Annotated in this window: 26 protein-coding genes; 14 read left to right on the top strand and 12 right to left on the bottom strand. The window is 72.0% G+C overall.

Annotated elements, in window-relative coordinates; all coding sequences use genetic code 11:
- The first annotated feature begins 51 nt into the window (after window positions 1–51).
- The 5 genes from HNR21_RS05540 (at window position 52) to HNR21_RS05560 (ending at window position 4,488) form a co-directional block, all read left to right on the top strand.
- Window positions 52–939, top strand: a complete 888-nt coding sequence (locus tag HNR21_RS05540; protein ID WP_182704332.1) for an RNA polymerase sigma-70 factor — start codon at window positions 52–54, stop codon at window positions 937–939.
- Between the two features lie 151 nt (window positions 940–1,090).
- Complete coding sequence (locus tag HNR21_RS05545) at window positions 1,091–2,218, top strand: aminotransferase class V-fold PLP-dependent enzyme (RefSeq protein ID WP_220500045.1); 1,128 nt, start codon at window positions 1,091–1,093, stop codon at window positions 2,216–2,218.
- Window positions 2,215–2,550 (top strand): DUF2470 domain-containing protein, encoded by a 336-nt coding sequence (locus tag HNR21_RS05550; RefSeq protein ID WP_376766575.1) that lies wholly within the window; start codon window positions 2,215–2,217, stop codon window positions 2,548–2,550. The genes HNR21_RS05545 and HNR21_RS05550 overlap by 4 nt, the downstream gene beginning before the upstream one ends.
- A 147-nt stretch (window positions 2,551–2,697) precedes the next feature.
- Window positions 2,698–3,180 (top strand): cation:proton antiporter regulatory subunit, encoded by a 483-nt coding sequence (locus HNR21_RS05555; protein ID WP_182704333.1) that lies wholly within the window; start codon window positions 2,698–2,700, stop codon window positions 3,178–3,180.
- Window positions 3,181–3,183: 3 nt separating this feature from the next.
- Window positions 3,184–4,488 carry a cation:proton antiporter gene (locus tag HNR21_RS05560; RefSeq protein ID WP_182704334.1) on the top strand — a complete coding sequence of 435 codons (1,305 nt, stop codon included), beginning with the start codon at window positions 3,184–3,186 and terminating at the stop codon, window positions 4,486–4,488.
- A 41-nt stretch (window positions 4,489–4,529) separates the two neighbouring features.
- Here the strand turns inward: HNR21_RS05560 and HNR21_RS05565 are convergent, their stop codons facing one another.
- On the bottom strand, window positions 4,530–5,291 hold the full coding sequence (locus HNR21_RS05565; RefSeq protein ID WP_182704335.1) for an SDR family oxidoreductase: 762 nt from the start codon (window positions 5,289–5,291) through the stop codon (window positions 4,530–4,532).
- 79 nt (window positions 5,292–5,370) lie between these two features.
- Between HNR21_RS05565 and HNR21_RS05570 the strand changes: the two genes are divergently transcribed.
- Together HNR21_RS05570 and HNR21_RS05575 are read left to right on the top strand one after the other, a co-directional pair.
- Window positions 5,371–5,958: a TetR/AcrR family transcriptional regulator gene (locus HNR21_RS05570; RefSeq protein WP_182704336.1), complete on the top strand. Its 588-nt coding sequence runs from the start codon at window positions 5,371–5,373 to the stop codon at window positions 5,956–5,958.
- Window positions 5,959–6,010: 52 nt separating this feature from the next.
- Window positions 6,011–6,622 (top strand): TenA family protein, encoded by a 612-nt coding sequence (locus HNR21_RS05575; protein WP_119726374.1) that lies wholly within the window; start codon window positions 6,011–6,013, stop codon window positions 6,620–6,622.
- 33 nt (window positions 6,623–6,655) lie between these two features.
- Here HNR21_RS05575 and HNR21_RS05580 read toward each other — a convergent pair whose 3' ends face one another.
- On the bottom strand, window positions 6,656–7,501 hold the full coding sequence (locus tag HNR21_RS05580; protein WP_119726375.1) for an SDR family oxidoreductase: 846 nt from the start codon (window positions 7,499–7,501) through the stop codon (window positions 6,656–6,658).
- Window positions 7,502–7,781: 280 nt separating this feature from the next.
- Here HNR21_RS05580 and HNR21_RS35890 point away from each other — a divergent pair, with 280 nt between their 5' ends.
- Window positions 7,782–8,396: a 2'-5' RNA ligase family protein gene (locus tag HNR21_RS35890; RefSeq protein ID WP_182704337.1), complete on the top strand. Its 615-nt coding sequence runs from the start codon at window positions 7,782–7,784 to the stop codon at window positions 8,394–8,396.
- A 129-nt stretch (window positions 8,397–8,525) separates the two neighbouring features.
- On the opposite strand, the gene HNR21_RS05590 is transcribed toward HNR21_RS35890, so the two are convergent.
- Window positions 8,526–8,930: an SgcJ/EcaC family oxidoreductase gene (locus HNR21_RS05590; protein ID WP_119726377.1), complete on the bottom strand. Its 405-nt coding sequence runs from the start codon at window positions 8,928–8,930 to the stop codon at window positions 8,526–8,528.
- 100 nt (window positions 8,931–9,030) lie between these two features.
- Here HNR21_RS05590 and HNR21_RS05595 point away from each other — a divergent pair, with 100 nt between their 5' ends.
- Complete coding sequence (locus tag HNR21_RS05595) at window positions 9,031–9,690, top strand: TetR/AcrR family transcriptional regulator (RefSeq protein ID WP_182704338.1); 660 nt, start codon at window positions 9,031–9,033, stop codon at window positions 9,688–9,690.
- 60 nt (window positions 9,691–9,750) lie between these two features.
- Here the strand turns inward: HNR21_RS05595 and HNR21_RS05600 are convergent, their stop codons facing one another.
- A complete protein-coding gene (locus HNR21_RS05600) occupies window positions 9,751–10,041 on the bottom strand; it encodes a chorismate mutase (RefSeq protein WP_182704339.1) in 291 nt (96 codons plus the stop codon).
- Between the two features lie 70 nt (window positions 10,042–10,111).
- Complete coding sequence (locus HNR21_RS05605; protein ID WP_182704340.1) at window positions 10,112–11,428, bottom strand: NsdA family TPR-like regulatory protein; 1,317 nt, start codon at window positions 11,426–11,428, stop codon at window positions 10,112–10,114.
- Between the two features lie 422 nt (window positions 11,429–11,850).
- On the opposite strand from HNR21_RS05605, the gene HNR21_RS05610 reads away from it, so the two are divergent.
- The gene (locus HNR21_RS05610; RefSeq protein ID WP_119726381.1) at window positions 11,851–12,051 is read left to right on the top strand and encodes a hypothetical protein; all 201 of its coding nucleotides are present in this window, start codon (window positions 11,851–11,853) and stop codon (window positions 12,049–12,051) included.
- 245 nt (window positions 12,052–12,296) lie between these two features.
- On the opposite strand, the gene HNR21_RS05615 is transcribed toward HNR21_RS05610, so the two are convergent.
- From HNR21_RS05615 to HNR21_RS05625, 3 genes are all read right to left on the bottom strand, one after another.
- Window positions 12,297–13,628, bottom strand: coding sequence for an NsdA family TPR-like regulatory protein (locus tag HNR21_RS05615; RefSeq protein WP_220500046.1), 1,332 nt, complete (start codon window positions 13,626–13,628; stop codon window positions 12,297–12,299).
- A gap of 163 nt (window positions 13,629–13,791) precedes the next feature.
- Complete coding sequence (locus HNR21_RS05620) at window positions 13,792–14,421, bottom strand: GNAT family N-acetyltransferase (RefSeq protein ID WP_312880860.1); 630 nt, start codon at window positions 14,419–14,421, stop codon at window positions 13,792–13,794.
- Between the two features lie 259 nt (window positions 14,422–14,680).
- Complete coding sequence (locus HNR21_RS05625) at window positions 14,681–15,985, bottom strand: NsdA family TPR-like regulatory protein (RefSeq protein WP_246441984.1); 1,305 nt, start codon at window positions 15,983–15,985, stop codon at window positions 14,681–14,683.
- Between the two features lie 940 nt (window positions 15,986–16,925).
- Between HNR21_RS05625 and HNR21_RS05630 the strand changes: the two genes are divergently transcribed.
- On the top strand, window positions 16,926–17,186 hold the full coding sequence (locus HNR21_RS05630) for a hypothetical protein (RefSeq protein WP_182704341.1): 261 nt from the start codon (window positions 16,926–16,928) through the stop codon (window positions 17,184–17,186).
- Window positions 17,187–17,358: 172 nt separating this feature from the next.
- Here HNR21_RS05630 and HNR21_RS05635 read toward each other — a convergent pair whose 3' ends face one another.
- Together HNR21_RS05635 and HNR21_RS34590 are read right to left on the bottom strand one after the other, a co-directional pair.
- Window positions 17,359–18,372, bottom strand: coding sequence for a pirin family protein (locus tag HNR21_RS05635; RefSeq protein WP_182704342.1), 1,014 nt, complete (start codon window positions 18,370–18,372; stop codon window positions 17,359–17,361).
- Between the two features lie 141 nt (window positions 18,373–18,513).
- A complete protein-coding gene (locus HNR21_RS34590; RefSeq protein ID WP_220500047.1) occupies window positions 18,514–18,675 on the bottom strand; it encodes a hypothetical protein in 162 nt (53 codons plus the stop codon).
- Between the two features lie 310 nt (window positions 18,676–18,985).
- On the opposite strand from HNR21_RS34590, the gene HNR21_RS05645 reads away from it, so the two are divergent.
- The gene (locus tag HNR21_RS05645; RefSeq protein WP_119726386.1) at window positions 18,986–19,447 is read left to right on the top strand and encodes a MarR family winged helix-turn-helix transcriptional regulator; all 462 of its coding nucleotides are present in this window, start codon (window positions 18,986–18,988) and stop codon (window positions 19,445–19,447) included.
- Window positions 19,448–19,705: 258 nt separating this feature from the next.
- Window positions 19,706–20,446 (top strand): carbonic anhydrase, encoded by a 741-nt coding sequence (locus HNR21_RS05650; protein WP_182704343.1) that lies wholly within the window; start codon window positions 19,706–19,708, stop codon window positions 20,444–20,446.
- A gap of 12 nt (window positions 20,447–20,458) precedes the next feature.
- Here HNR21_RS05650 and HNR21_RS05655 read toward each other — a convergent pair whose 3' ends face one another.
- On the bottom strand, window positions 20,459–20,872 hold the full coding sequence (locus HNR21_RS05655; RefSeq protein WP_119726388.1) for a hypothetical protein: 414 nt from the start codon (window positions 20,870–20,872) through the stop codon (window positions 20,459–20,461).
- A gap of 123 nt (window positions 20,873–20,995) precedes the next feature.
- On the opposite strand from HNR21_RS05655, the gene HNR21_RS05660 reads away from it, so the two are divergent.
- Entirely contained in the window at window positions 20,996–21,721 is a 726-nt protein-coding gene (locus HNR21_RS05660) for a M15 family metallopeptidase (protein ID WP_182704344.1), read from the top strand.
- Here the strand turns inward: HNR21_RS05660 and HNR21_RS05665 are convergent.
- Window positions 21,718–22,194 carry a site-specific integrase gene (locus HNR21_RS05665; protein ID WP_182704345.1) on the bottom strand — a complete coding sequence of 159 codons (477 nt, stop codon included), beginning with the start codon at window positions 22,192–22,194 and terminating at the stop codon, window positions 21,718–21,720. The genes HNR21_RS05660 and HNR21_RS05665 overlap by 4 nt on opposite strands.
- Window positions 22,195–22,205: the final 11 nt, after the last annotated feature.

The following is a 22,205-nucleotide window of genomic DNA, read 5'->3' on the forward strand; positions in this document are numbered from 1 at the left end:
CCGCGATCGTCCGGCCTCCAGCACGGATCAGCGCACTGAGAGCATGAGCCGATGAGCGACGCGACGCCCGAGCCGGATCCGTACATCGAACACCGGCGGCTGCTGTTCGGCATCGCCTACCGGATGCTGGGCAGCGTCGCCGACGCCGAGGACGTTCTCCAGGACGCGTGGCTGACCTGGAACTCGGCGGACCGCGCCGCGATCCGGCATCCGAAGGCGTACCTGGTGCGGACGGTCACCAACCTGTCGCTGAACCGGCTCGCCTCCGCCCGGGCGACCCGGGAGACCTACGTCGGGCCGTGGCTGCCCGAGCCGCTGCTGACCTCCCCCGACGCCGCCACGGAGACCGAACTGGCCGACAGCGTCTCCACCGCGATGATGGTGGTGCTGGAGACCCTCGGCCCCGTCGAGCGCGCGGTGTTCCTGCTGCGCGAGGTCTTCGGGTACTCGCACGCCGAGATCGCCGGCATCCTCGACCGGCCGGAGGCGACCGTCCGCCAGATCGCCCACCGCGCCCGCGAGCACGTCCGGGCCCGCCGCCCCCGCTTCGACACCGACCGGGCCCGGCGCGAGGAGATCACCGAGCGGTTCATCGCGGCCTGCTCGGGCGGCGACCTGAACGCGGTCATGGAACTGCTCGCCCCGGACGTGACCGCATGGTCGGACGGCGGGGGCAAGGTCACCGCCGCCCGCCGCCCCCTGCACGGCGCCGACCATGTCGCCCGCTGGGTGCTCGGCGTCCTGGCCAAGCCGCAGGCGGCCGGCGTCACCCTGGAGACCGCCACCGTGAACGGCGAGACGGGCGTCCTGCTCACCGCCGGGGGCGTGCCCATCGGCGCGCTGACCTTCGACGTGGCCGACGGCCGCCTCCGGAACCTGTGGTTCCAGCTCAACCCCGACAAGCTCCGCGGCCTACGCCCCGGCCGAGCCCTCTCCTGAAGGCCGCCGGCCGGGCCGGACGACGGCGGTTCCCCGGTCCAGGTCGATCCCGGGGCGGGGAGATCGTCTCCAGGGGACGGCCGTTCTCGTGCCGCGGGGTTGACCGGTGGATCTTGGACGCCCACGGTGTGGGGCGAAGAAGATGTGCCGTGTGGGATGGGGGGTCTGGATGGAGCTGGAGCGGTTCCGGGCCGAGTTTCCGGTGCTGGAGTGGGTGTGCTGGTTGTTCACGCCCAGTTGCGGGCCGGGCGCTCGGCGGGTGGTGGAGGCGGTCCGGGCCGAGCTGGCGGAGTGGGACTCCTCCAGTTGGGAGGAGCGGGATCGGCCGGCGCAGCATTCCCGGCGGATGATGGCCGGGGTGCTCGGGGTCTCCCCGGCTGATGTGGCGTTGGTGCAGTCGGTGGCGGAGGGGGCCTCCACCGTGGCCGCTTCGCTGCCTGACGGGAGCCGGGTGGTGGTGGGGGACGCGGAGTACCGGAGCGTGGTCTTTCCCTGGCTGGCGGCCGAACGGCGTGGGGTGCGGGTGCATCAGGTGCCGATGCCGGAGGGGGTGCTTCGCAGTACGGCGCTGATCGAGGCGATCACCGAGGACACGACGCTGGTCGCGGTGAGCGATGTGCAGTCGTCCTCCGGGGCGCGTGTGGATCTGGTGGCCGTTGCGGAGCGGTGCCGGGAGGTCGGGGCGCGGCTGTTCGTCGACGCCACGCAGAGCGCGGGGGTGCTGCGGCTGCCGGAGGCCGTACGGCCGGACTTCGTCGCGGTGCACGGGTACAAGTGGTTGCTGTGCCCGCGGGGGGCCGCCTGGCTGTACGTGCGGCCCGACCGGCTTGAGGAGCTGGTGCCGTTGGCGCCCAACGCGCACAGCGGGCCGCGGCCCTGGACGGAGTACTACGGGGGGCCGCTGGAGTACGCGCAGGACGCTCGGCGGCTGGACATGTCGTTGTGCTGGCCTTCGTGGGCGGGGGCGGCCGTGGCGCTGGACCTGGTCGGTGCGCTCGACCCCGTTTCGCTGGAGGAGCACTGCCTCGGGCTGGCGGGGATGCTGCGCGAGGGGTTGGCCGAGCTGGGGTTGAAGTGCCTGCCGAGCGAGGTGCCGAGTCACATCGTGTCGGTGGCCGTTCCGGATGCCGACGCCGCGTTGTCCGTACTGCGGGAGGCGGGGATCCGTGCGACGGCGCGGGCGGGGGCGCTGCGGTTCGGGTTCCACGGGTTCAACACCGCCGACGACGTCGCGCGCGTGCTGTCCGCGCTTCGCCCGCTCGCCGGGAACGGCGCGTGACCCGCACAGACGAGGAGGGGATCGCAGTGGAACGGAACCCGTTCACCGCCGAGGTGGTCGAGGCGGTCTGCCGGCACATGAACGAGGACCACGCCGAGGACTCGGTGCTGATCGTCCGGGCGCTGGGCGGTCAGGCGGAGGCGACGGCGGCGGTGATGACCGGGCTGGACGCGGACGGGATCGAGTTCTCCGCCGAGGTGGCGGGGCGGCCGGTGCCGGTGCGGATCCCGTTCGCGGAACGGCTGACGGAACGGGCCCAGGTGCGCGCCGAGGTCGTGCGGATGTACCACGAGGCACGCGCGAGGCTGGGGCTTCCGCCGCGGTCCGGGTGAGCCGGTGCGGCGGGGTCAGGCGTCCTTGAGGGCCGCGTCGGTGATGGCCTTGAGGGCGACGGCGCCGTTCGGTGCCCGTCGTGCGGTGCCGATAACCTCGTCACGGCGGCCGGATGGGCGGTTCGTCCGGTTCAGGAAGGGGTCACCGTGGACGTCGAGCGGACATCGCTGCCCGGGATCGGGCTGCAGCACGTGTTCACCACCAGCCGGGGGCGGCAGGTGGGCGTGGTGTCGCACCGGACGGGGCGGCGGGATCTGGCGGTCTACGACAAGCAGGATCCCGACACCTGCATCGTGACGGTGCAGCTCACCGCGGAGGAGGCCGGGTTCCTGGCCGAGCTGCTGGGCACCGGCAAGGTGGTCGAGCGGCTGAACGACCTGCACAAGCAGGTGGAGGGGCTGGTCACCGAGCAGGTCCCGATCGCGGCGGGGTCGCCGTACGACGGGCGGACGCTGGGGGACACGCGGGCGCGGTCGCGGACGGGGGCGTCGATCGTGGCGGTCGTCCGCAACGCCGAGGTGATCGCCAGCCCGCGTCCCGGCTTCGTGTTCTCCGCCGGCGACAAGGTCGTCGTGGTGGGGACCGCGGAGGGGACCGCCGCGGTCGCCCGCATCTTCGCGAGCGGGTGAGGGATGCACTCGATCGCGACACAGCTCATCGAGATCGGCGCGATCATCCTGGCCCTCGGTGTGCTGGGGTCGATCGCCGTGCGCTTCTCCGTCTCGGCCATCCCGCTGTACCTGATCGGGGGCCTGGCGTTCGGGGCGGGCGGGCTGCTGCCGCTGGACAACAGCGAGCACTTCGTCGAGATCGGCGCCGAGGTCGGCGTCATCCTGCTGCTGTTCACGCTGGGCCTGGAGTACACCGCCGGGGAACTGGTCGGCACGCTGCGCACCTCCGCGCCGGTCGGCCTGGCGGACCTGGTGCTGAACGCCGCGCCCGGCGTGATCGCGGGACTGCTGCTGGGCTGGGGGCCGGTGGGGGCGCTGGCGCTGGGCGGCGTCACGTACGTGAGCTCCTCGGGGATCGCCGCGAAGGTCATGGGGGACCTGGGCTGGCTGGGCAACCGGGAGACGCCGGCGGTGCTGTCGGTCCTGGTCTTCGAGGACCTGGCGATGGCGGTGTACCTGCCGATCCTCACCACGGTGCTGGCCGGGGCCGGGCTGGTCGCGGGCATGCAGAGCCTGGCGGTCGCGGCGCTGACCGTGACCGCGATCCTCTACGTCGCGCTGCGGCACGGGAACCTGGTGGAGCGGTTCGTCTCCAGCCCCAGTGACGAGGTGCTGCTGCTGAAGGTGCTGGGGCTGACCCTGCTGGTCGCCGGGATCGCCTCGCAGCTGCAGGTGTCGGCGGCGGTCGGCGCGTTCCTGATGGGCATCGCGCTGTCCGGGCCGCTGGCGCACCAGGCGCAGCGGCTGCTGACGCCGCTGAAGGACCTGTTCGCCGCGGTGTTCTTCGTGTTCTTCGGGCTGCACACCGATCCGGCGGATCTGCCGCCGATGCTGGGCGTGGCGGTGCTGCTGGCGGTCGTCGGCATCGGCACCAAGCTGGGCAGCGGATGGCTGGCGGCCCGCCGCGCGGGCGTCCACCTGACCGGCCGGATCCGGGCCGGCGCGGCGCTCGCCCCGCGCGGCGAGTTCAACATCGTCATCGCCGGGCTGGCGGTCTCCGGCGGCGCCGACCCCGGGCTGGACGCGCTGGGCTCGCTGGCCGCGGCGTACGTGCTGATCCTCGCGGTGGCCGGTCCGCTGCTCGCCCGCGGCGCCGAACCCCTGGCCCGCAGGATCAGCGGACGCCGCCGCCCCCGGCCCCAGCTCGACACCGAGCCCGACGAGCCCGACGAGGGCGACGGCCTCGACCCCGGGGTCCCGCGGCAGGCGGACGCTCCGGAGGACGAGGGCCTGCCCGACCCCGGATACACCTACAAGCAGGACTGACGCCGCCGCCCCGCCCTGCGGGCCGTGCGGCCCGTGCCGGGTCAGAGCCGCGAGCCGCCGGTGGCGTCGAGGGTGGTGCCGGTGACCCAGCGGGCGTCGTCGCGGGCCAGGAAGGCGACGGCGGCGGCGACGTCCTCGGGACGGCCGACGTCGTTGAACGCCGAGTAGGCCGCCGCGTGCGCCCAGGCATCGGGGTCGCCGCGGAGCCAGTCGGCGTTCATGTCGGTGTCGATGATGCCGGGGGCGACGTTGTTGACGGTGATGCCGCGGGGGCCGAGGTGCTGGGCCAGCGTCCGGGTGAAGACCTCGACGGCGCCCTTGGACATGGCGTACGCGATCTTCTCCGGAAGGGCGATGCGGGTGGCGCCGGTGGTGATGTTGATGATCCGGCCGCCGTCGCGGAGCCTGGGCAGCGCCCGCTGGGTGAGAAAGAACAGCGCCCTGACGTTGACCGCGAACACCCGGTCGTAGGTCTCGGGGGCGGTGTCCTCGGGGCCGCCCTGGGGGCTGATCCCGGCGTTGTTGACGAGGATGTCCAGCTCGGGGCCGGCGTCGTGGGCGCGGAGCCCGTCGTCGAGCCCGGCGAAGAGCGCGTCCAGGTCGCCGTCCGTGCCCAGCTCGGCGCGGACGGGGAAGGCCCGCCCGCCGGCCGCCTCGATCGTCGCCACGGTGTCCTTGGCGGCGGCGTCGTCCCGCGCGTAGTGCACCGCGACCAGCGCGCCGTCGGCGGCCAGGCGTTCGGCGATCGCCCGGCCGATGCCGCGGCCCGCCCCGGTGACCAGTGCGGTCCTGCCGTGCAGCATGAGGATGCCCCTTTCTTTAGCGTTCGCTACAGAACAGAACCGTAGCGCAGTTTTTTATCGTTCGCTATAGAATCGGGGCATGGCCAGACCACGGGCGTTCGACCGGGACACCGCGCTGGAACGGGCGCTGGAGGAGTTCTGGCGGCACGGCTACGAGGCCACCTCCATCGCCTCGCTGACCGCCGCGATGGGGATCCGCCCGCCCAGCCTGTACGCCGCGTTCGGCGACAAGCGCCGGCTGTTCGGCGAGGCCGTGGACCGCTACCAGCGCACCCACGGCGCGTTCTTCGCCCGCGCGCTGGCCGAGGAGCCCACCGCCCGCGCGGCCGTCGAACGCGTGCTGCGCGAGGCCGCCGACACCTACGCCGACCCCGCCCACCCGGCCGGGTGCATGATCATCTCCGCGGCCACCAACTGCGGTCCCGAGTCCGCCGACGTCGAGGAGGACCTGCGCCGCATGCGCGCGCGCAGCAAACGGATGCTGGTCGACCGGATCCGCGCGGACGTCGTCGCGGGCCGCCTCCCCGCCGGCACCGACCCCGAGGCCCTGGGCGCCTTCTACGCCGCCACCATCCAGGGCATGTCCCGCCAGGCCCAGGACGGGGCCTCACCCCGGACCCTGCGGCGGATCGCCGACCTGGCCATGGCCGCCTGGCCCGCCGGGTGACCTCCGGGTCCGGTTTGTGGTCACCGGTCGGGTTCGTGTGACACTGCTGGACATGAGTCTTGCCGCGCATCTGGAGGAGCTCGGGCGGCCGCTGCTCGAGGAGCAGCTCAAGCACCCGACCGTGGTCGGCATCGCGAACGGGGACCTGGACGAGCGGGTCTTCCGGTCCTGGCTGGAGCAGGACTACCTGTTCCTGCTCGACTACGTCCGGGTGTTCTCGCGGCTGGCCTGGCAGGCGCCGGACGGGCACCTGGGCGATCTGGTCGACCTGGCGCACTCGACGTTCCACGAGGAACTGGACCTGCACCGGTCGCTGTCCGCGGAGTTCGGGGCCGACCTGGAGGGGGCGCGCAAGGGCGCGGCGTGCGCGGCCTACACCGAGTTCCTGCTGGACTCGGCGGCGGCCTACCGCGACGGGCTGGCGGCGCTCTACCCCTGCATGTGGGGCTACTCCGCGCTGGGCGCGATCCTGGCCGAGAACCCCCCGGCCGAGCCCCGGTACCGGCGCTGGGTGGAGACCTACGCCGACCCCGGGTTCGCCGCGCTGGCCCGCCGGATCGGCGAGATGATCGACGAGGCGGCCCCGGACCGGGCCCGCGCGGAACGCCTGTTCCTCGAGGGCATGCGCCACGAGCTGGCGTTCTGGGACGTCCCGCTCGACTGACCCGCCGTCCCGGGGCGACCCCGGCCCGCGGGCTCAGCGGCCGGGGCGCAGCACGTCGGACAGCGGGGTGGCCGGGTGGCCGGTGAGCAGGGGGACGTGGTCGGTGACCTCGGCCAGCTCGCCGTTCGCCATGGCCGTGTAGGTGGAGACCCAGGCGTCCACCTGCCAGTCGGGCGCCCCGTAGGAGGCGCGAGACCGGTAGGCCTCCTCCACCGTCTCGTTGTGGAACGTGACGCTGCGGCCGGTGGTCTTGGTGATGATGGCGGCCATCTCCTCCATGCTCAGGGAGTCCGGGCCGGTCAGGGAGTAGGTCGCCCCGGCGTGGTCGGCGGCGTCGCGCAGCACGGCCACGGCGGCGTCGGCGATGTCGTCCTGGGCCACCACCGCCGCGCGCCCGTCGCCCGCGGGCCCGCGGATGACGCCGTCCTCCCCCACCATGAACGGCAGGAAGTCGGCGTACAGGTTGTCGCGCAGGAACGTGAACTTCAGGCCGCTGGCGCGGATGTGCTCCTCGGTCGCCCAGTGGTCGCGCGCCAGCGTGAACGTGGCGTCCGGCGCGGCCCCGTAGAACGAGACGTAGACCAGGTGCCCCACGCCCGCCTCGGCCGCGGCGTCCACGAACGTCCGGTGGTGGTCGAGACGCTCGGCGCTCTCGGACGCCGACACCATGAGGACCAGGTCCATGCCCCTCAGGGCGTCGCGGACGGCGTCCCGGTCCCCGAACTCGCCCCGGACGACGGTGGCGCCGGGCAGGTGCGGGGCGCGGGCGGGGTCGCGCACCACCATGGTCTGCGGGATCCCCGCGTCGGCCAGCCGCCGGGCCACCCGTCCGCCGAGCCGCCCCGTGGCCCCCGTGATCGCGATGGCTTGGTGGCTCATGAACGTCCTTCCGTCGTGCCGGTCACCTGACACAGCCAGTCTGCTGCACGGACGTCCCCTCCCCGGACGGCGTGGGCGGTGCCGTGCCAGGGGCGTTCTCCCCTTCAGGCGGGGCGGGCGAGGGCGTCGATCACCGTCCAGCTCAGCCCATCGCCCATCTGGGATTCGCGGAGGAGATCCGCGTAGTAGCGCACCGGTTCGGAGATCACCCGCCTCAGTACGGGTCCGGCGAGCGACACTTTTGGGTTGGACGAACGGGCGTGCGTTCGAGGGAGGGCCTGTGCTCGAGCAGTTGCGGGACCACTGGTGGTGGCGGCCGGGAGTGCGGCCGGGGCGGCGTGTGCTGCTGTGGCATCTGCTGGTGGAGGAGCGGCCTGAGCTGCGTGCTCTGGTCGGGAAGTTCCGTGAACGCCTCACGGGGTTGCCGGGGCTCGATCCCGTTCCCGACCAGTGGCTGCACATGACGACGCAGATCGTGGGGTTCGCCGACGAGATCCCCGGCGCCGAGGTTGACGCGATGGTGTCGGCCGTGACCGAGGAGTTCCGCTCCCTGCCGCCGGTCACCGTGCGGGTCGGCCGCCTCTACCTGTACGACGAGGGCGTGGCGGTGGGGATCGAGCCGGAACGCGCCCTGGACCCCGTGCGCGAGGCCATCCGCACATGCGTCGCCCGTACCGTCACGGCGCACCAGCTCGCCGACCACCCCGACTGGACCCCGCACGTGACCGTCGCCTACAGCAACAGCGACGTTCCGGTCGTCCCCATCCACGAGGCCCTCGCCGACCTCCCCGCCCCCTGCGAACTGACCGTCCACCAGGCCCACCTGGTCGAACAGGTCCGCGACGGCCACCTCTACCGCTGGGATCCCGTCACCACCGTTCCCCTCACCGGCTGACCCGCGAACGTTCATCCGAAGCCCCGACCGGCGCCGTCCTGTGGACCCGCTCCGCGCCGATCCTCCGCGCCCTCCTCTCCCGTACCTGAGCGCCGGTCGTCCGATCGAGGAGGGCGGTGCGGAGGAACGTCACGCGGCCCTGATCGGCGTGGTCTGGGCCAGGGCGATGCGCCAGTCGTCCTGGTCGCGGACGACGACGTAGGTGAGATTGCCGGCCGTCGCGGGCAGGGCGGGGGCGTCCCCGTCCCGCTCGTCGAAGACGTGCTTGACGCAGCTCACGATGGCGACGTCGGGACGGACGAAGCGGATGTCGGTGATCTCGTTCCTGGTGATGACCTTCGCCAGCGGGGACCGCAGGGCCTGGCGCATGGCCTGCTCGAGCGCGTCGCCGCCCAGGACGCGGCGGCCGGCGAAGTTCACCACGACGGTCTCGGGGGTGTGCAGGGGCAGGAAGCGGTCGGGGTCGCTCTGCCGTGCCTCGGCCTCCGCCACCAGCCGCCGGATGGCCTCGCGGGCCTGTTCCTCGTTCTGCATCGCCGTCTCCTCGGCATCAAGCGGAGCGATTTGCTCCGGATAGCTGTCATGCTAAACCGGAGTGGTTCACTCCGCAACAGCCGGGCTAGAGTCGCAGGCGATGACGAGAGAACGCGCCCGGCGGGCCGACGCCGAGGCCAACGACCGCGCACTGCTCCAGGCCGCCCGCGAGGTCCTGGCCATCGACGGGGCGCACGCGTCCGTGGCCAGGATCGCCGAACGGGCGGGCGTCGGCATCGGCAGCCTCTACCGCCGCTACCGCACCAAACAGGAGCTGTTCCAGCACCTGTGCGCGACGGCCCTCGACCAGTGGCTCAGGGCCGCCGAGGAAGGGCTGGCCCACGAGGACCCCTGGGAGGGCCTGGCCCACTACGTCCGGAGCGCGGTCGCCATGGGTCCCGGCTCACTCGCCCCCATCGCCGGCACCATCGAGATCACCCCCGAGATGGCCGACAAGAACCGCCGCTCCGACGAGGCCGCCGCCGCCCTGGTGGAACGCGCCCACGCGGCGGGCGTGCTGAGACCCGACGTCACGGTGGTCGACCTGCACCTGCTGATCGAACAACTCGGCAGGTCGCCGCTGCTCGAACAGCTCGGCAGCCAGGGCCGCACCGACCTGCTCGAAGCCGCCCGCACCGCCCGGGACCGCATCACCCGCATCGCCCTGGACGGCCTCCGAGCCCCGGCCCCCGCCCCACTGCCCGGCCGCCCACCCGGCCAGGAGCTCCTGTCGGCCCGCTGGGACCCGCCCCCCGCCTGATTTTCCGCGACGCCCCCAGCTCCGCTCCCCGATTCTGTCGGGCCGCCTTCCGCCGCTCGTTCAGCGACCGGACTCCCGGTGACGGGCCAGCTCGTAGTCGATGAACGCGGCGATCATGGCGCGCCAGACCGCCTCGGCGACCTCGGGGGCCAGGCCCGCCTCGGCCGCTCGGGCACGCACCTTGGCGACCACCTGCTCGACCCGGTCGGGGGCGCGGACGGCCTGCTCGTCGGCCTTGAACGCGGCGGCGGCGCGCACCAGTTCCTGACGTTCGGCGAGCAGCCGGACGAGCTCACCGTCCAGCGCGTCGATGCGGGAACGGACCTCGGCGAGCGATTCGGGCGCATCCATGCCCCAAAGCCTCCCACACCACCCGAGCCCCGACCGTCGCGGCGGCCGGGGCTCGGGTACGGGTGGGTGGTCAGACGCCGGCGGTCAGGGCGCGTAGCTCGCGGGCGGCGGGCAGGATGTGCGCCTGGCCGGGCAGGTTCTCCGTGACCTTGGCCGCCAGATGCAGCACGCTGCCGCGGCGCCGGTCGCTCGGGACGGCCTCCATAACGGTCACGGCGTGTTCGAGGCCCGCCTCGACCTCTCGGTCCTGGACGAGGGTGATCGCCCGCAGGAGGTGGATCTTGGCGACGTCCGTCCGCCACTCGGCGGGGTAGGACGCCAGGGCCTTGTCCTGGGCGGCCACGGCGGCGGGGTCGCCGAGCATCGTGGACACGTACCCTTCCGCCAGGTACAGGATTCGCTCCGGCCAGCCCCACAGGCTGCCGGTCTCGGAGACGACCTCCTCGGGCAGCCGTTCGAACGCCGTCCGCATCGCGTCGACGGCCTTCCTGGACTGGTCGGCGTCACCCTGCCGTGCCAGCGCATAGGCGCGGTTCTTGTGCGCCTCCACGACACCGAGCGAGGGTCTGTTCCCGGCGATCCGTACCGCGTCTTCGGCCAGCAGCAGGGCCGACCGCACCGCCCGACCGGAGTGCAGGGCGTTGAACGATTCGCGGGCGCGCACCCACGCGGCGATATCCGGGTCGCCGGAGGCGTCGGCGGCGTGCCGGGCGGTGCGCCCCCAGCGCTGGGAGGCGCCGGTGACGCCGAGGCTGTGCAGGCCGTCCGCCATCAGCGTCAAGAGCTGGGCGCTGACGCGCGCCAGCCTCGCGCGCACCGCAGGCTTCGTCGTCCGGCTCAGCAGGCGCCGGACATCCGCGACATCGGCGGCCAGGTCCGCGACGAGTCGGCCGGGAGGGGTGGACACGTAGGTATGGCCGTACTCCCACGCTACGCGTTCCCACTCTTCGACATCGGCACCCGTATTCAGCGTGGTCTCCAGATCGCCGCGGAGCGATTCCAGTGCGGAAATGGGCAGGGCGGCCCCGGCTCCGAGTGAAGCCAGCAGTTGCAACAGCGCGCGACGCTCCACGTCGTCATCTCCCTCATCCGGGATCACCGTCGAGTCCAACGTACGTCGCTGCGTCTCGACGCTGAACAGTTCGTCTTCGGGAATGTCGAGGACGGCGGCGTAGGCTGCGCGATAGCGGGGATCGGTGATCCGGACCGTACCGGCCTCCCAGTTCTTGATGTATCCGGCGACGGTGACGTGCGAAGGCTTCTGCCGGTCATCGATGTGATCGAGCAGGAGACGGGCCATGGTCCGGCGGCCGCCTATGCGCCGTTCGCGTTCAGTCCGCAGCCTCCTGCCAAGAGCCTGCAGCTCGGGATCTGTCTCCGTGGCCATGGCGCACGCACCTCCGTAGCCCTTGGGGGTACGGGCCGTAACCCCAGGGGCTACGGCCGATAACCCCAATCATGCCTCTTGATGTACGGCACGTGACGTCGATTCACTGAACGCAGTCGCCCCGGCATCGGGAGAGATCGTGCACCGCCGAACACAGGAATCGTCAGCCGCTCGACGGCCGGCCTTTCGGCGGGAGCACGAAGGGTCTTTGCCCGAGTCCGGCCTGTGGTTCGCCGCGCCGCAGACGGCCCCGAGGCGTACTGACCGGCCTGCCCGGACTTGGGAATCGTCGCAACCGCCACAAAAAGGCAACACCCCGGCAATACCGCAGGCGCTGTCCATCGGCGGCCGGATCTGCTGCGATGAGGACGACCGCCCCGTTGCTGTGGGGGCGGGCTGCGGCACCGCTGAGGGAGAAGCCCATGACGATCACCGCCCCCGACACCGGCCGGGCTTCCCTGCCGGAGGCGTTCATCGCGCCCGACATGCAGGGGCCGGACGTGGATCACCTGTTCACCGGGGCACCGCGCTACGTCGTGCAGACGCCGCCGGTGCGCAACGACTACAAGAAGGCGTCGGGTTCGTCCGACGGGGCCAAGACCTACGACACCACGGCCGTCTGAGGCTGTCTGATCCGCACAACCCCTGATCCTGAGCTGAGCCGTTCCGGGCCCGGCCCTCGCTGTGCTTCGCCGGGGGCCGGGCCCGGCGGTGTGGAAGGAGGCGCGCTGTGCTGACCCTGCGGATCGACCCGGACGCTGCACCGTCCTGGACCTGGAACGGCACCTCTTACCTCACCCGTGACGGTGGTAACCGTGTGACGCCCTGCGGGCACCCGATGACCGAACAGATCGCTGCGGCCCGGCGGTCAGGCACCGGCGGTCAGGGCGCGCAGCTCGCGGGCGGCGGGTAGGGCGTGAGCCTGGCCGGGCAGTTGCCGTAGGATCCGCCCGGCCATGTGCCGTCGGGTCGGGCTGACCGGCAACTGGTGCAGCACTCCCACAGACGCTTCCAGGCCCGCGTCGATCTCCCGCTGCCGGACCAGGCCCATGGCCTGGATCATGCGCAGGTTGGCGACCGGGCCCAGTGTGCCCGGCGGGTAGAGCGCGATCGCCTCGTCCGCGGCTTCCGGGCCGCGGTCATCGCCGGTGAGGGTGTAGACGTACGCCTCGTTCCACCGCAGCCGCGACGCGCCCCACCCGAAGGTGCCCGGATCGGTGGTGACGGACTCGGGAAGCCGCTCGAACACCGTGGTCAGGGTGTTCATCTCCTGGCGCGCCACTGCGACGTTGCCTGCCTCCGCGGCCAGGCAGGCACGAATGGCATGGGCGCGCGGCAGGCCGGAGCACGGCGTGCCATCGGCGATCTCGATGGCCTCTGCGAGCAGTTCCCTGATGCCGACCGGAGACGCCCCGGACCACAGTCCTTCCTCGGCCTGACGGGCCCGCACCCACACCATCAGGCCCCGGTCGCCGGAGGCGTCGGCGGCGCGGCGGGCCGTACTCCATGTCATCCGGGCGCCTCGCCGATTGCCGACGTCGCCGAGTTCGATGGCCAGCATCGCCGACAAGCCCGCGCTGACCTGCAGCAGACCGGTCCGCAGGGGTTCGGAAGGCTGGCGTTCGAGAAGCCGCCCGACGCTGATGACGTCGGCGATCAGGTCATCGAGGTACGCCCCGATCGGTGTCCGATTGATCTGAAAGGCGTAGTCGCGGACCGTGGCATTCCATGCGTCGAGGTCGACCGGACCGCCGGTGGCGGCGTCCACCCCGGCGAGCACTTCCTCCAGTGCACCCGGCGGGATCGCGGTCCCCGCCCCGAGCGCAGCCAGCAACTGCAGCGCGGCGCGCCGTTTCACGTCGTCGCCTCCCTCGTCGGGAATGACACCGAAGTCCACGCTACCCGTCAGGGTGCCGGACGACGGTAGTCCGGATTGGGGGATTTCTCCGAATAGTTCATCCTCGGGAATGTTGAGCACGGCGGCGTACGCGGAGCGATAGCGCGGATCAGTGATCCGGACCTCGCCGTTCTCCCAGTTCTTGATGTATCCGGCGACGGTGACGTGCGAGGGCTTCTGCCTGTCGTCGATGTGGTCGAGCAAATGCCGGGCCATGGTCCGGCGGCCCCATCCGCGGCGTTCGCGTTCGGCCCGCAGCCGCCTGCCGAGGGCCGCCGACTCGGGAGATGTCCCCTTGGCCATGATGCGCACACCTCCGTAGCCCCTGGGGGTACGCGCCGTAACCCCAGGGGCTACGGTCGATGACCCCAATCATGCCTCTTGATGTACGGCATGTGACGTCGATTCACTGAACGCAGTCGCCCCGGCATCGGGAGGGATCGTGCACCGCCGAACACAGGAATCGTCAGCCGCTCGGCGGTCGGCCTTTCGGTGGGAGCACGAAGGGTCCTTGCCCGAGTCCGGCCTGTGGTTCGCCGCGCCGCAGACGGCCCCGAGGCGTACTGACCGGCTCGTCCGTCCCGGTGGCCGGCCAGGGGGACAGGTCGAGCCGTTCGGCGGGGCGCGCCATCATGTAGAGCCGGGCGCTCGTCCGCTGCTCCTGGCGGACAAGGGTGAAGCCCTGCGTCAGGTTGTAGCGGGCGACCCCTGCGAAGTGGCAGTGCCGCCGCACCCACAGCTTGCCGAGGCGGGCCGCGAGGTCCACGGCCCACCACGCCATCAACGTCCCCGGCCGGGGGTCGCGGTCGCGGTAGGCGGGATCGGTGATCGACCCCGACAGGTACAGGGCGGGCTCAGCGCGTTCAGCGTCAGTCCATCCCCACGGCGGGCCCTGCTCCTGCACGACCGTCTGTCCGACCACGCCGCGGCCGGGATCGGTAAGGACCCACACGTCGCCGTCGGGGTTGTCGCATTGGGCGACAAGGTCGTCCAGGGCCTCCCGCCAGCTCGGCAACCCCCGCTGTTCCATCCAGGCGCAGCGGGCCTGCACCATCCGGGCGACCTCAGGCCGGTCGGTGCTTGTCGCAAGACGCATCCGCAGCACCCGGCCATTGTGCCCGTCCGACCGGTCGGGCGGCGGCCCTTCTCATCCCTCCGGTGCCTACAGCCATCAGCGGCGCCCTGACCTGCGGCGGAACAGAGAAGGCCGCACTCGCCCAATGACCCCAGGCGCTTAACAGGCCGCCCGTCACCACCGTCCCCTCACCGGCCGACCCGCGAACGTTCATCCGATGGTCTGGGACGAGATGTGTGGACACTGGCGACCGTCCCTGCGCACCGAGCCATCGGGCCGCTCAAACGGCAGCGGTCAACGCACGTAGCTCGCGGGCGGCCGGGAGTGTGCGGGCTGACGGCGGCAGGTCGTGCAGGATGTGGCCGACGATGTGGAATCCCGACGCGGGGAGCGGGCCGCCCTGCACCGTCGTGAGCGCATGCTGGAGCCCGGCATTGATCTCGCGTTCCCGGACGAGACCCATGGCTTGGATGAGATCCAGCTCTTTGCGGCCCACGGTGCCGGGACGAGAGAGATCAAGGGCTCGGCTCAGTGCCGCACCGGCTCGGCGGTCGTGGGTGAGCGTGTGAACGTACGCCTCGTTCAAATGCAGGTACCTCTGCCCGCCCCCTTGCTCCGTCACTTCCTCAAGGGCCTGCAGGGCTTCATTTGCGCCGGCGACATCGCCGCGTCGAGCGGCCAGTGATGCCTGTACCGCGTGAGCCTGGGCCAGGCCCCTGCACGGGGTGCCTCCGGCGATGTGGACGGCCTCGTCGGCCAGCTCGGCGGCAACGGCGGGAGGCCGGTCGCTCCACCGGGCCATGCTCGCCTCCTTGGAGCGGACCCACACGCGCAGGGCGCGGTCTCCGGAGGCGTCGGCGGCGCGGCGGGCCATGCTCCATGTCATCCGGGCGGCCTGTCGCTGGCCGACGTCCTCGAACTGCGCGGCCAGGAGCCCGGACAGGCCGGCGCTGACCCGCAGCATTCCGGCCGACACCGCGGGAGGCAGCGGCCGGTCGAGGATGCGCCCCACCGCGGCGACGTCGGTCGCCATGTCGTTGATCAGCGAGCCGACGGGCCGCACGCTCACCAGGTGGTCGTACTCGGCGACCACGCGTTCCCATTCGTCGACATCGGTACGGGCGCCGAGGACGCGTTCCACTCCCGTGAAGATCGTTTCCAGTGCGTCAGAGGGAACGGCCTGCCCGGCGGTCACCGCGGCGAGCAGTTCAAGAACGGCACGGCGTCTCATTTCGTCGTCCCAAAGGCCGGGAGTATGACTCTCCATCACGGTACCCGGCGGGAGACCCTCCATTGCTGTGCCCGGCGGGCTCACGGGCACGTTCGGCAGGGCGAACAGTTCGTCTTCGGGAATGCCGAGCGCGGCGGCGTAGGCGGCGCGATAGCGCGGGTCGGTGATCCGGACCTCGCCCGCCTCCCAGTTCTTGATGTAACCGGCGACGGTGACGTGCGAGGGCTTCTGCCTGTCGTCGATGTGATCGAGCAAATGCCGGGCCATGGTCCGGCGGCCCCACCCGCGGCGTTCGCGTTCGGCCCGCAGCCGCCTGCCGAGGGCCGGCAACTCGGGGGAAGTCTCCTTGGCCATGGCGCGCACACCTCCGAAGCCCCTGGGGGTACGGGCCGTAACCCCAGGGGTTACGGCAGATAACCCCAATCATGCCTCTTGATGTACGGCACGTGACGTCGATTCACTGAACGCAGTCGCCCCGGTATCCGGGAGGGACCGTGCACCGCCGAACGCAGGAATCGTCGGCCGCCTGACGACCGGCCATTCTGCGGGAGCACGGAGGGCCTTTTGCCCGGCACGGTGGCGGCTGATGATCAAGGCCCTTTGCGGGCCACGTGGACGCGGGTGCGTCGGATTTCCCTTATCCGGGATCTCCGGCACACCCGCCCCATCACTGCACGTGTAAGCGGCCCCGGCCTGGTGCGCCCACACCAGGGGTTCCGGGGCCTGGCCAGGAGGTGAGTCCTGACGTGAGCAGAACCCTAGCGCCCCCGCCGGCGTGGCCGATCTCCGTTCCCCGGGCAAAGGAGGAACGGCAGCGGAGGCTGCTCGCCGAGGTGCATGCGCAGTACCCCAGTGCCGTTCCCTGGTACGGGCCGAAGTCCGGTCTGTGGTTCGCCGCGCCGCCCGGAGCGCCCGGCCTGCTGTACGACACCACCCTCGGCGGCCTGGCCCACAAGCTCGCCGAGCACCAGCGGGCCATGGCCGTACCTCGTTCCCGCCAGGCCATCGCGGCTCCCACGCATCCTGTACCGCCCGCGTCGTCCGCGCGTTCCGCGCCGCCAGCGGCCCCGATGCCTCCGGCGGTTCCCGTGTCTTCGGCGGTTCCCGTGTCTTCGGCGGCTCCCCAGGAGCCCCGCTCGATCCAGAGGGAGCAGCGTCGTTTGGCAGGTAGGGGCGGTGCGGTTCAGACCCCCAGGGGGTCCACCGCCCCCACCACCTCGGCCACCCGCGACCGGCGCGAGACTCGTACGCCCGGCCGCCTCCACCGGGTCCTGCGCCGCCTCGGGATCACCGCATGATGACCACCGACGACGACCGGCACCGGGCGCTCCACGCCCTCGCCGCCGCGCTGCGCGGGCAGGGCTACCGCGTCACCGTCGCCGGACACCACCTCCGGGTCGAGGACAGGACTGGCCGGGCCACCGAGGTGTGGGCGCAGTCGCGGGCGGACGACAACGGGCGTCTGTGGTTCACCAGGGCGGGCGGCGCGCCGATCTGCGAAGCCGTCCAGATCATGGACGCCGTGGTGGCCGTGAAGGGCGCACTCGCTCAATGACCCGAGGGCGCTTGACGGGCCGGACATACCGAAACGGGATGAGGCCGAGGGCTGCCTCCTTCCGGAGGCGGCCGTGACTCCGGACGGGGATCACCTGTGGCTGGACGAACCGGCGCACCGCATCACCTGACCGGAAGGCCCCGGCCGTCACGAACGGCCGGGGCCTGGGCGGTCAGGCGTCGAGGTTCTCGTCGGCGGTGGAGCGGTGGGGGACGTGCTCGGCCGGGATCGTGCCCATGCGGCCGGCCTGGAAGTCCTCGAACGCCTGGACGATCTCCTCGCGGGTGTTCATCACGAACGGGCCGTACCGGGCGATCGGCTCGCGGATCGGCAGGCCGCCCAGCACCAGCACCTCCCAGCCGTTCCTGCCGGCCAGCGGCTGGGTGTCGGCGGCCCGCAGGGTCAGCGCGTCGCCGTGCTCGGTGTGGTGGGAGCCGCCGAAGACGGCGAGCTGACCCTCGCTGACCGGGCGGTCCTCGGGCCCCGCGAAGCCGTCGCCGGACAGCACGTACAGCAGGGCGTTGAAGTCGCGCGGCCACGGCATGGTCAGCCGCGCCCCGGGCGAGACGGTGGCGTGCAGGTAGGTGATCGGCGTGTAGGTGACTCCGGGGCCTTCGTGCCCGGCCAGCTCACCGGCGATCACCCGCACCAGGGAGGCGCCGTCCGCACCGGCCAGCAGCTTGATGTCGGTGGCGCGGATGTCCTGGTAGCGGGGCGGCGCCCACTTCTGCGCGCGCGGCAGGTTGACCCACAGCTGCACGCCGTGGAACAGCCCGCCCTTGGCGACCAGCTCGGGCGGCGGCTGCTCGATGTGCTGGATGCCGCTGGCGGCGGTCATCCACTGGGTGTCGCCGTCGGAGATCAGGCCCCCGCCGCCGGTGGTGTCCCGGTGCTGGAACGCCCCGTCGATGATGTAGGTCACGGTCTCGAACCCGCGGTGCGGGTGCCACGGGGTCCCCTTCGCCTCGCCCGGCGCGTACTCCACCGCGCCCATGTGGTCCAGCAGCAGGAACGGGTCGGCCAGCGACAGGTCCATGCCGGGGAACGGCCGCCGGACCTCGAAGCCCTCGCCCTCCAGGAAGCGGCGGGCGCGGACGACCTTGGCGACCCGGCGGGCGGCCCGCTCGGACTCCGGCATGCGGGGCAGGCGCGGCAGGGTGAGGGTGTCGGCGGTGACGGCGGGCATCGGGACCTCCAGGCGATCGTTCCGGCCTCCGTGGAACGTGGTTGAAATATAAACTATTCCTGGCCCCTGTGACACCCCGTCCCGCGACATCCCCGCCACCCGGACGGCGTTCCGTCACCGTCGGACCGGGACGCCGCCGGGTCACCGGAGCGACTTCTCCAGTTCGATCTCGTCGCGGATCGGGATGCCGTGATCGCCGATCGGGGGGATCTCGGGCTTCAACCGGTCGCGGGAGCCGGTGACGGCGTCGCGGTGCAGGGCGGCGAGGCGGAAGCCGCGGCGCTGGTAGCTCGTCCGGGACACAGGTGAGCACGCCCAGCAGGCGTTCGTCATCGGTCTCGGCCACGAAAGCCGGGTGATCGAGAGGGGCGAGCAGTTCTCCCCGGCGGGCCACTCTGGCGCTGTGGTTGCGGGCCAGGAACGCGTGGACGGCCGGCCGGTCGGCGGCCTCCCGTGGACGCACGCTCATCTGCATGACCATGACTCTCTCGCTTTCACGCCCGGTGGCGGAACGCCTTGCCGGGAGTGCGCCGGACGCGGATCGGCCCGCAGGGCCCGTGCCGTGGCGGGGGGAGATAGTTGAAATTTAAATATTCAGGATATACTGGAGGGCATGAGTGAACCCCGATGGCTCGACGCCGACCAGCAGCGGGACTGGCGGGCCTTCGTCGACGGCAGCATCCGCCTGCATGACGTCATGGACCGTGACCTGAAGACCAGGCACGGGCTGTCGGAGTCGGAGTACGAGATCCTGGTGCGGCTGTCGGAGGCCCCCGGGCGCTGCCTGCGGATGGCCGAGCTGGCCGAGCACGCCAGCCAGTCGCGCAGCCGGCTGTCGCACACCTGCACCCGGCTGGAGGCCAAGGGGCTGGTCCGCCGCGAGTCCTGTCCCAACGACAAGCGCGGGGTGTTCGCCCACCTCACCGAGGAGGGCTTCGCCGCCCTGGAGCGCGCCGCCCGCGACCATGTCGAAACCGTACGCGACTTCTTCATCGATGTCATCGACCCGGAAGACCTCAAGGCCATCGGCCGCGCCTTCCGCGCCGTCACCGAGCGCATAGCCCAATCCCGCTGACCTGGCGTTTCCATTCCTCCGCCGGGCGAAAATCGCGCAGCCCGCAGGCCGCCGGGCCAGGGCGCGCGGCGACTGGCCGCTCCCGCACACCGCCTGCGGGGCGCGGGAAATGCTCGGACCTGCGTGAATACGCGAATTGCCGGGGCGGGTGAACGCACCGTCCGGGCGACTGCCTACGATGCGGCGTAAGGATCATCAGTCCTCGCGCAATTCCATGTGCCGCGCGTGCATGGAATGAGCAGAAAGGACCGCCGGTCGATGGACGACCCCCCCCGAATTCCCCGGCGGCGGGTGCTGCGCGGCGCGGTCGGCGCCGCGGGCCTGGCCGCCCTCGGCCCGCTGGCGGCCGGATGCTCGACGACCCCGCTGACCCGGGCCGTTCCCCAGGCGGTGGAACGGCACCTGACGCCCGCCGAAGCCTGGGAACGGCTGGCGGTCGGCAACATGCACTGGGTGGCGGGACGGCTCGACCACCCCGACCAGACGCCCGAGCGGCGCCGTGCGGTCGCCGCCGCACAGCACCCGTTCGCGACCGTGCTGACCTGCATCGACTCGCGGGTCACCCCGGAGACGGTGTTCGACCAGGGGGTGGGCGACCTGTTCGTGGTCCGCACCGGGGCGCAGACGGTGGACGGCCTGGTGACGGGCTCGATCGAGTACGGGCCGCTGCAGGACGGGACCCCGCTCATCGTGGTGCTGGGCCACCAGAACTGCGGCGCCGTCAAGGCCGCCGTCGCCGCGATCGAGAGCGGGCGGCGACCGCCGGGACATCTGGCCGACGTGGTCGAGGCCCTGCGGCCCGCCGTCGAGGAGGCCCGTGCCCAGGGCGGCGACACGGTGGACCGCGCGGTGCACGCGCAGATCCGGCGGACCGTCACCGAGCTGCGGCGGGACCCGGCGCTGGCGCCCCGCATCGACAGGGGCGGGCTCGGCCTGGTCGGGGCGTACTACGAGCTGGCCTCCGGCCGGGTCTCGCTGCTGTCCACGGTCGGCTTCTGACCGGAACGCGCCTCAGCGCATCACGCCGGTGAGGAAGCCCACCGAGATCAGGGTGAGGGTGACCCAGGCGAGCATCATCCCGTACCCGAACGGCCGCCACGCCCCCCGCACCTGCCAGACCAGCAGCCCGCCCAGCCCGAACGCCACCGCCAGCAGCGCCACGAACTGGGGCAGCAGGCTCGACCGGTACACGCCCATCAGCGGCGCGTACATCATCACCAGGTCGACGAAGCAGAAGGTGCAGAACCCGGCCGCGCCCCGCAGCAGGTCCGCGCGGTCCAGCCGGGACAGGCGCTCCCAGGGCGGATCGGCGGGGACCTTGATGAGCGGTTCGGCGCGCACCGCGCGATCGGCGTCCTCGGACGCCGGGCCGAGCAGCTCGTCCTCGAGCGTGGGAACGTCCCTGTCCTGCTGCGGGTCGGTCATCGCGATCCCCGGGCGGTGCGGACAACGCCATCTACCGCAGCACCGTAACCCGGCGTCCCCCTTGGCGGCCAGCGTCCACGCCGTGGTTCGAGCCACCCGCCGGACCCGTGTCATGCTGGGGAAATGACTAGGAAACCGCTGATCGGCGCGGTGCTGCTGGCGGGACTCGCGGCGGCCGGCTGCGGCGGTGGCGACGACGGCGCGGACCGCCGCCCCGCAGGCACCGCCGCTCCGCCCACGGCGGCGGGGACCGCCTCGCCCGGTGGCCGGAACCGCGAGGCGGCCCGGTTCACCGCGACGATCGAGAGGCTGTCCCGTTCCGACCTGCCGTACTCGTGGCGGCCGGGCTGCCCGGTGCCGGTGTCGGGGCTGCGGGCGATCGACATGACCCACTGGGGGATGGACGGTCAGGTCCACAACGGCCGGCTCGTGGTGAACGCCTCGGCCGCCGAGGACCTGGTGGGCGTGTTCCGCACGCTGTTCGAGGACCGCTACCCGATCGAACGGATGGAACCGGTCGACAAGTACCGGGGCAGCGACTTCGACTCCATCGAGGCCAACAACACCTCGGCGTTCAACTGCCGCCAGGCCACCGGATCGGGCAACTGGTCACAGCACGCCTACGGCCTGGCCATCGACATCAACCCGTGCCAGAACCCGTACGTCACCGCCGGCGGCCGCGTCGCCCACAAGGACTGCGTCAAGTTCAAGGATCGCAGCCGCACCGACCCCGGCGTCATCCACAAGGGCGACAACGTGGTCAAGGCGTTCGCCGCCATCGGCTGGGGCTGGGGCGGCACCTGGAGCGGCACCAAGGACTACCAGCACTTCAGCAGCACCGGCCGCTAGACCAGGGCGTTCCTTGATCGTTTGGCCTGGGAGGGCACATTCAGGGCACTCGACGACGAGGTGAGTGCCCGGTCGATGAGCTTGCGCATCCGCGTCTCGCTCTTGGGCATCAGGTGCGCGTAGGTGTCCCAGGTGATCTTCGGGGAGTGGTGCCCCATCCACTCGCTGGCCGCCTGGACCGCCGCCTCGCCCTCGGTCAGCAGCACGCTGGCGAAGTAGTGCCGCAGGGCGTGCATGCCGTGCTCGCGGGCCGGCTTGCGCCGCTCGCCGGGCTTCGGGGCCTCGACGATCCCGGCCCGCTCCAGCGCCGGCCGCCAGATGTCCAGGTTGAAGCGATCGCGGTGCAGCGCCGTCCCGGCCGAATGCGGGAAGAACAGCTTCGCGGTGTGCGGCTTGCCGTCCAGGTCCCGCCACGGCAGCGTCACCGTCTCCGGGGACCGGTGCCTGCGGCGCATCCGTTCGGCCGATGTCATCGCAGGCTACG

Source organism: Thermomonospora cellulosilytica, assembly GCF_014138835.1.
Lineage (GTDB): Bacteria > Actinomycetota > Actinomycetes > Streptosporangiales > Streptosporangiaceae > Thermomonospora > Thermomonospora amylolytica.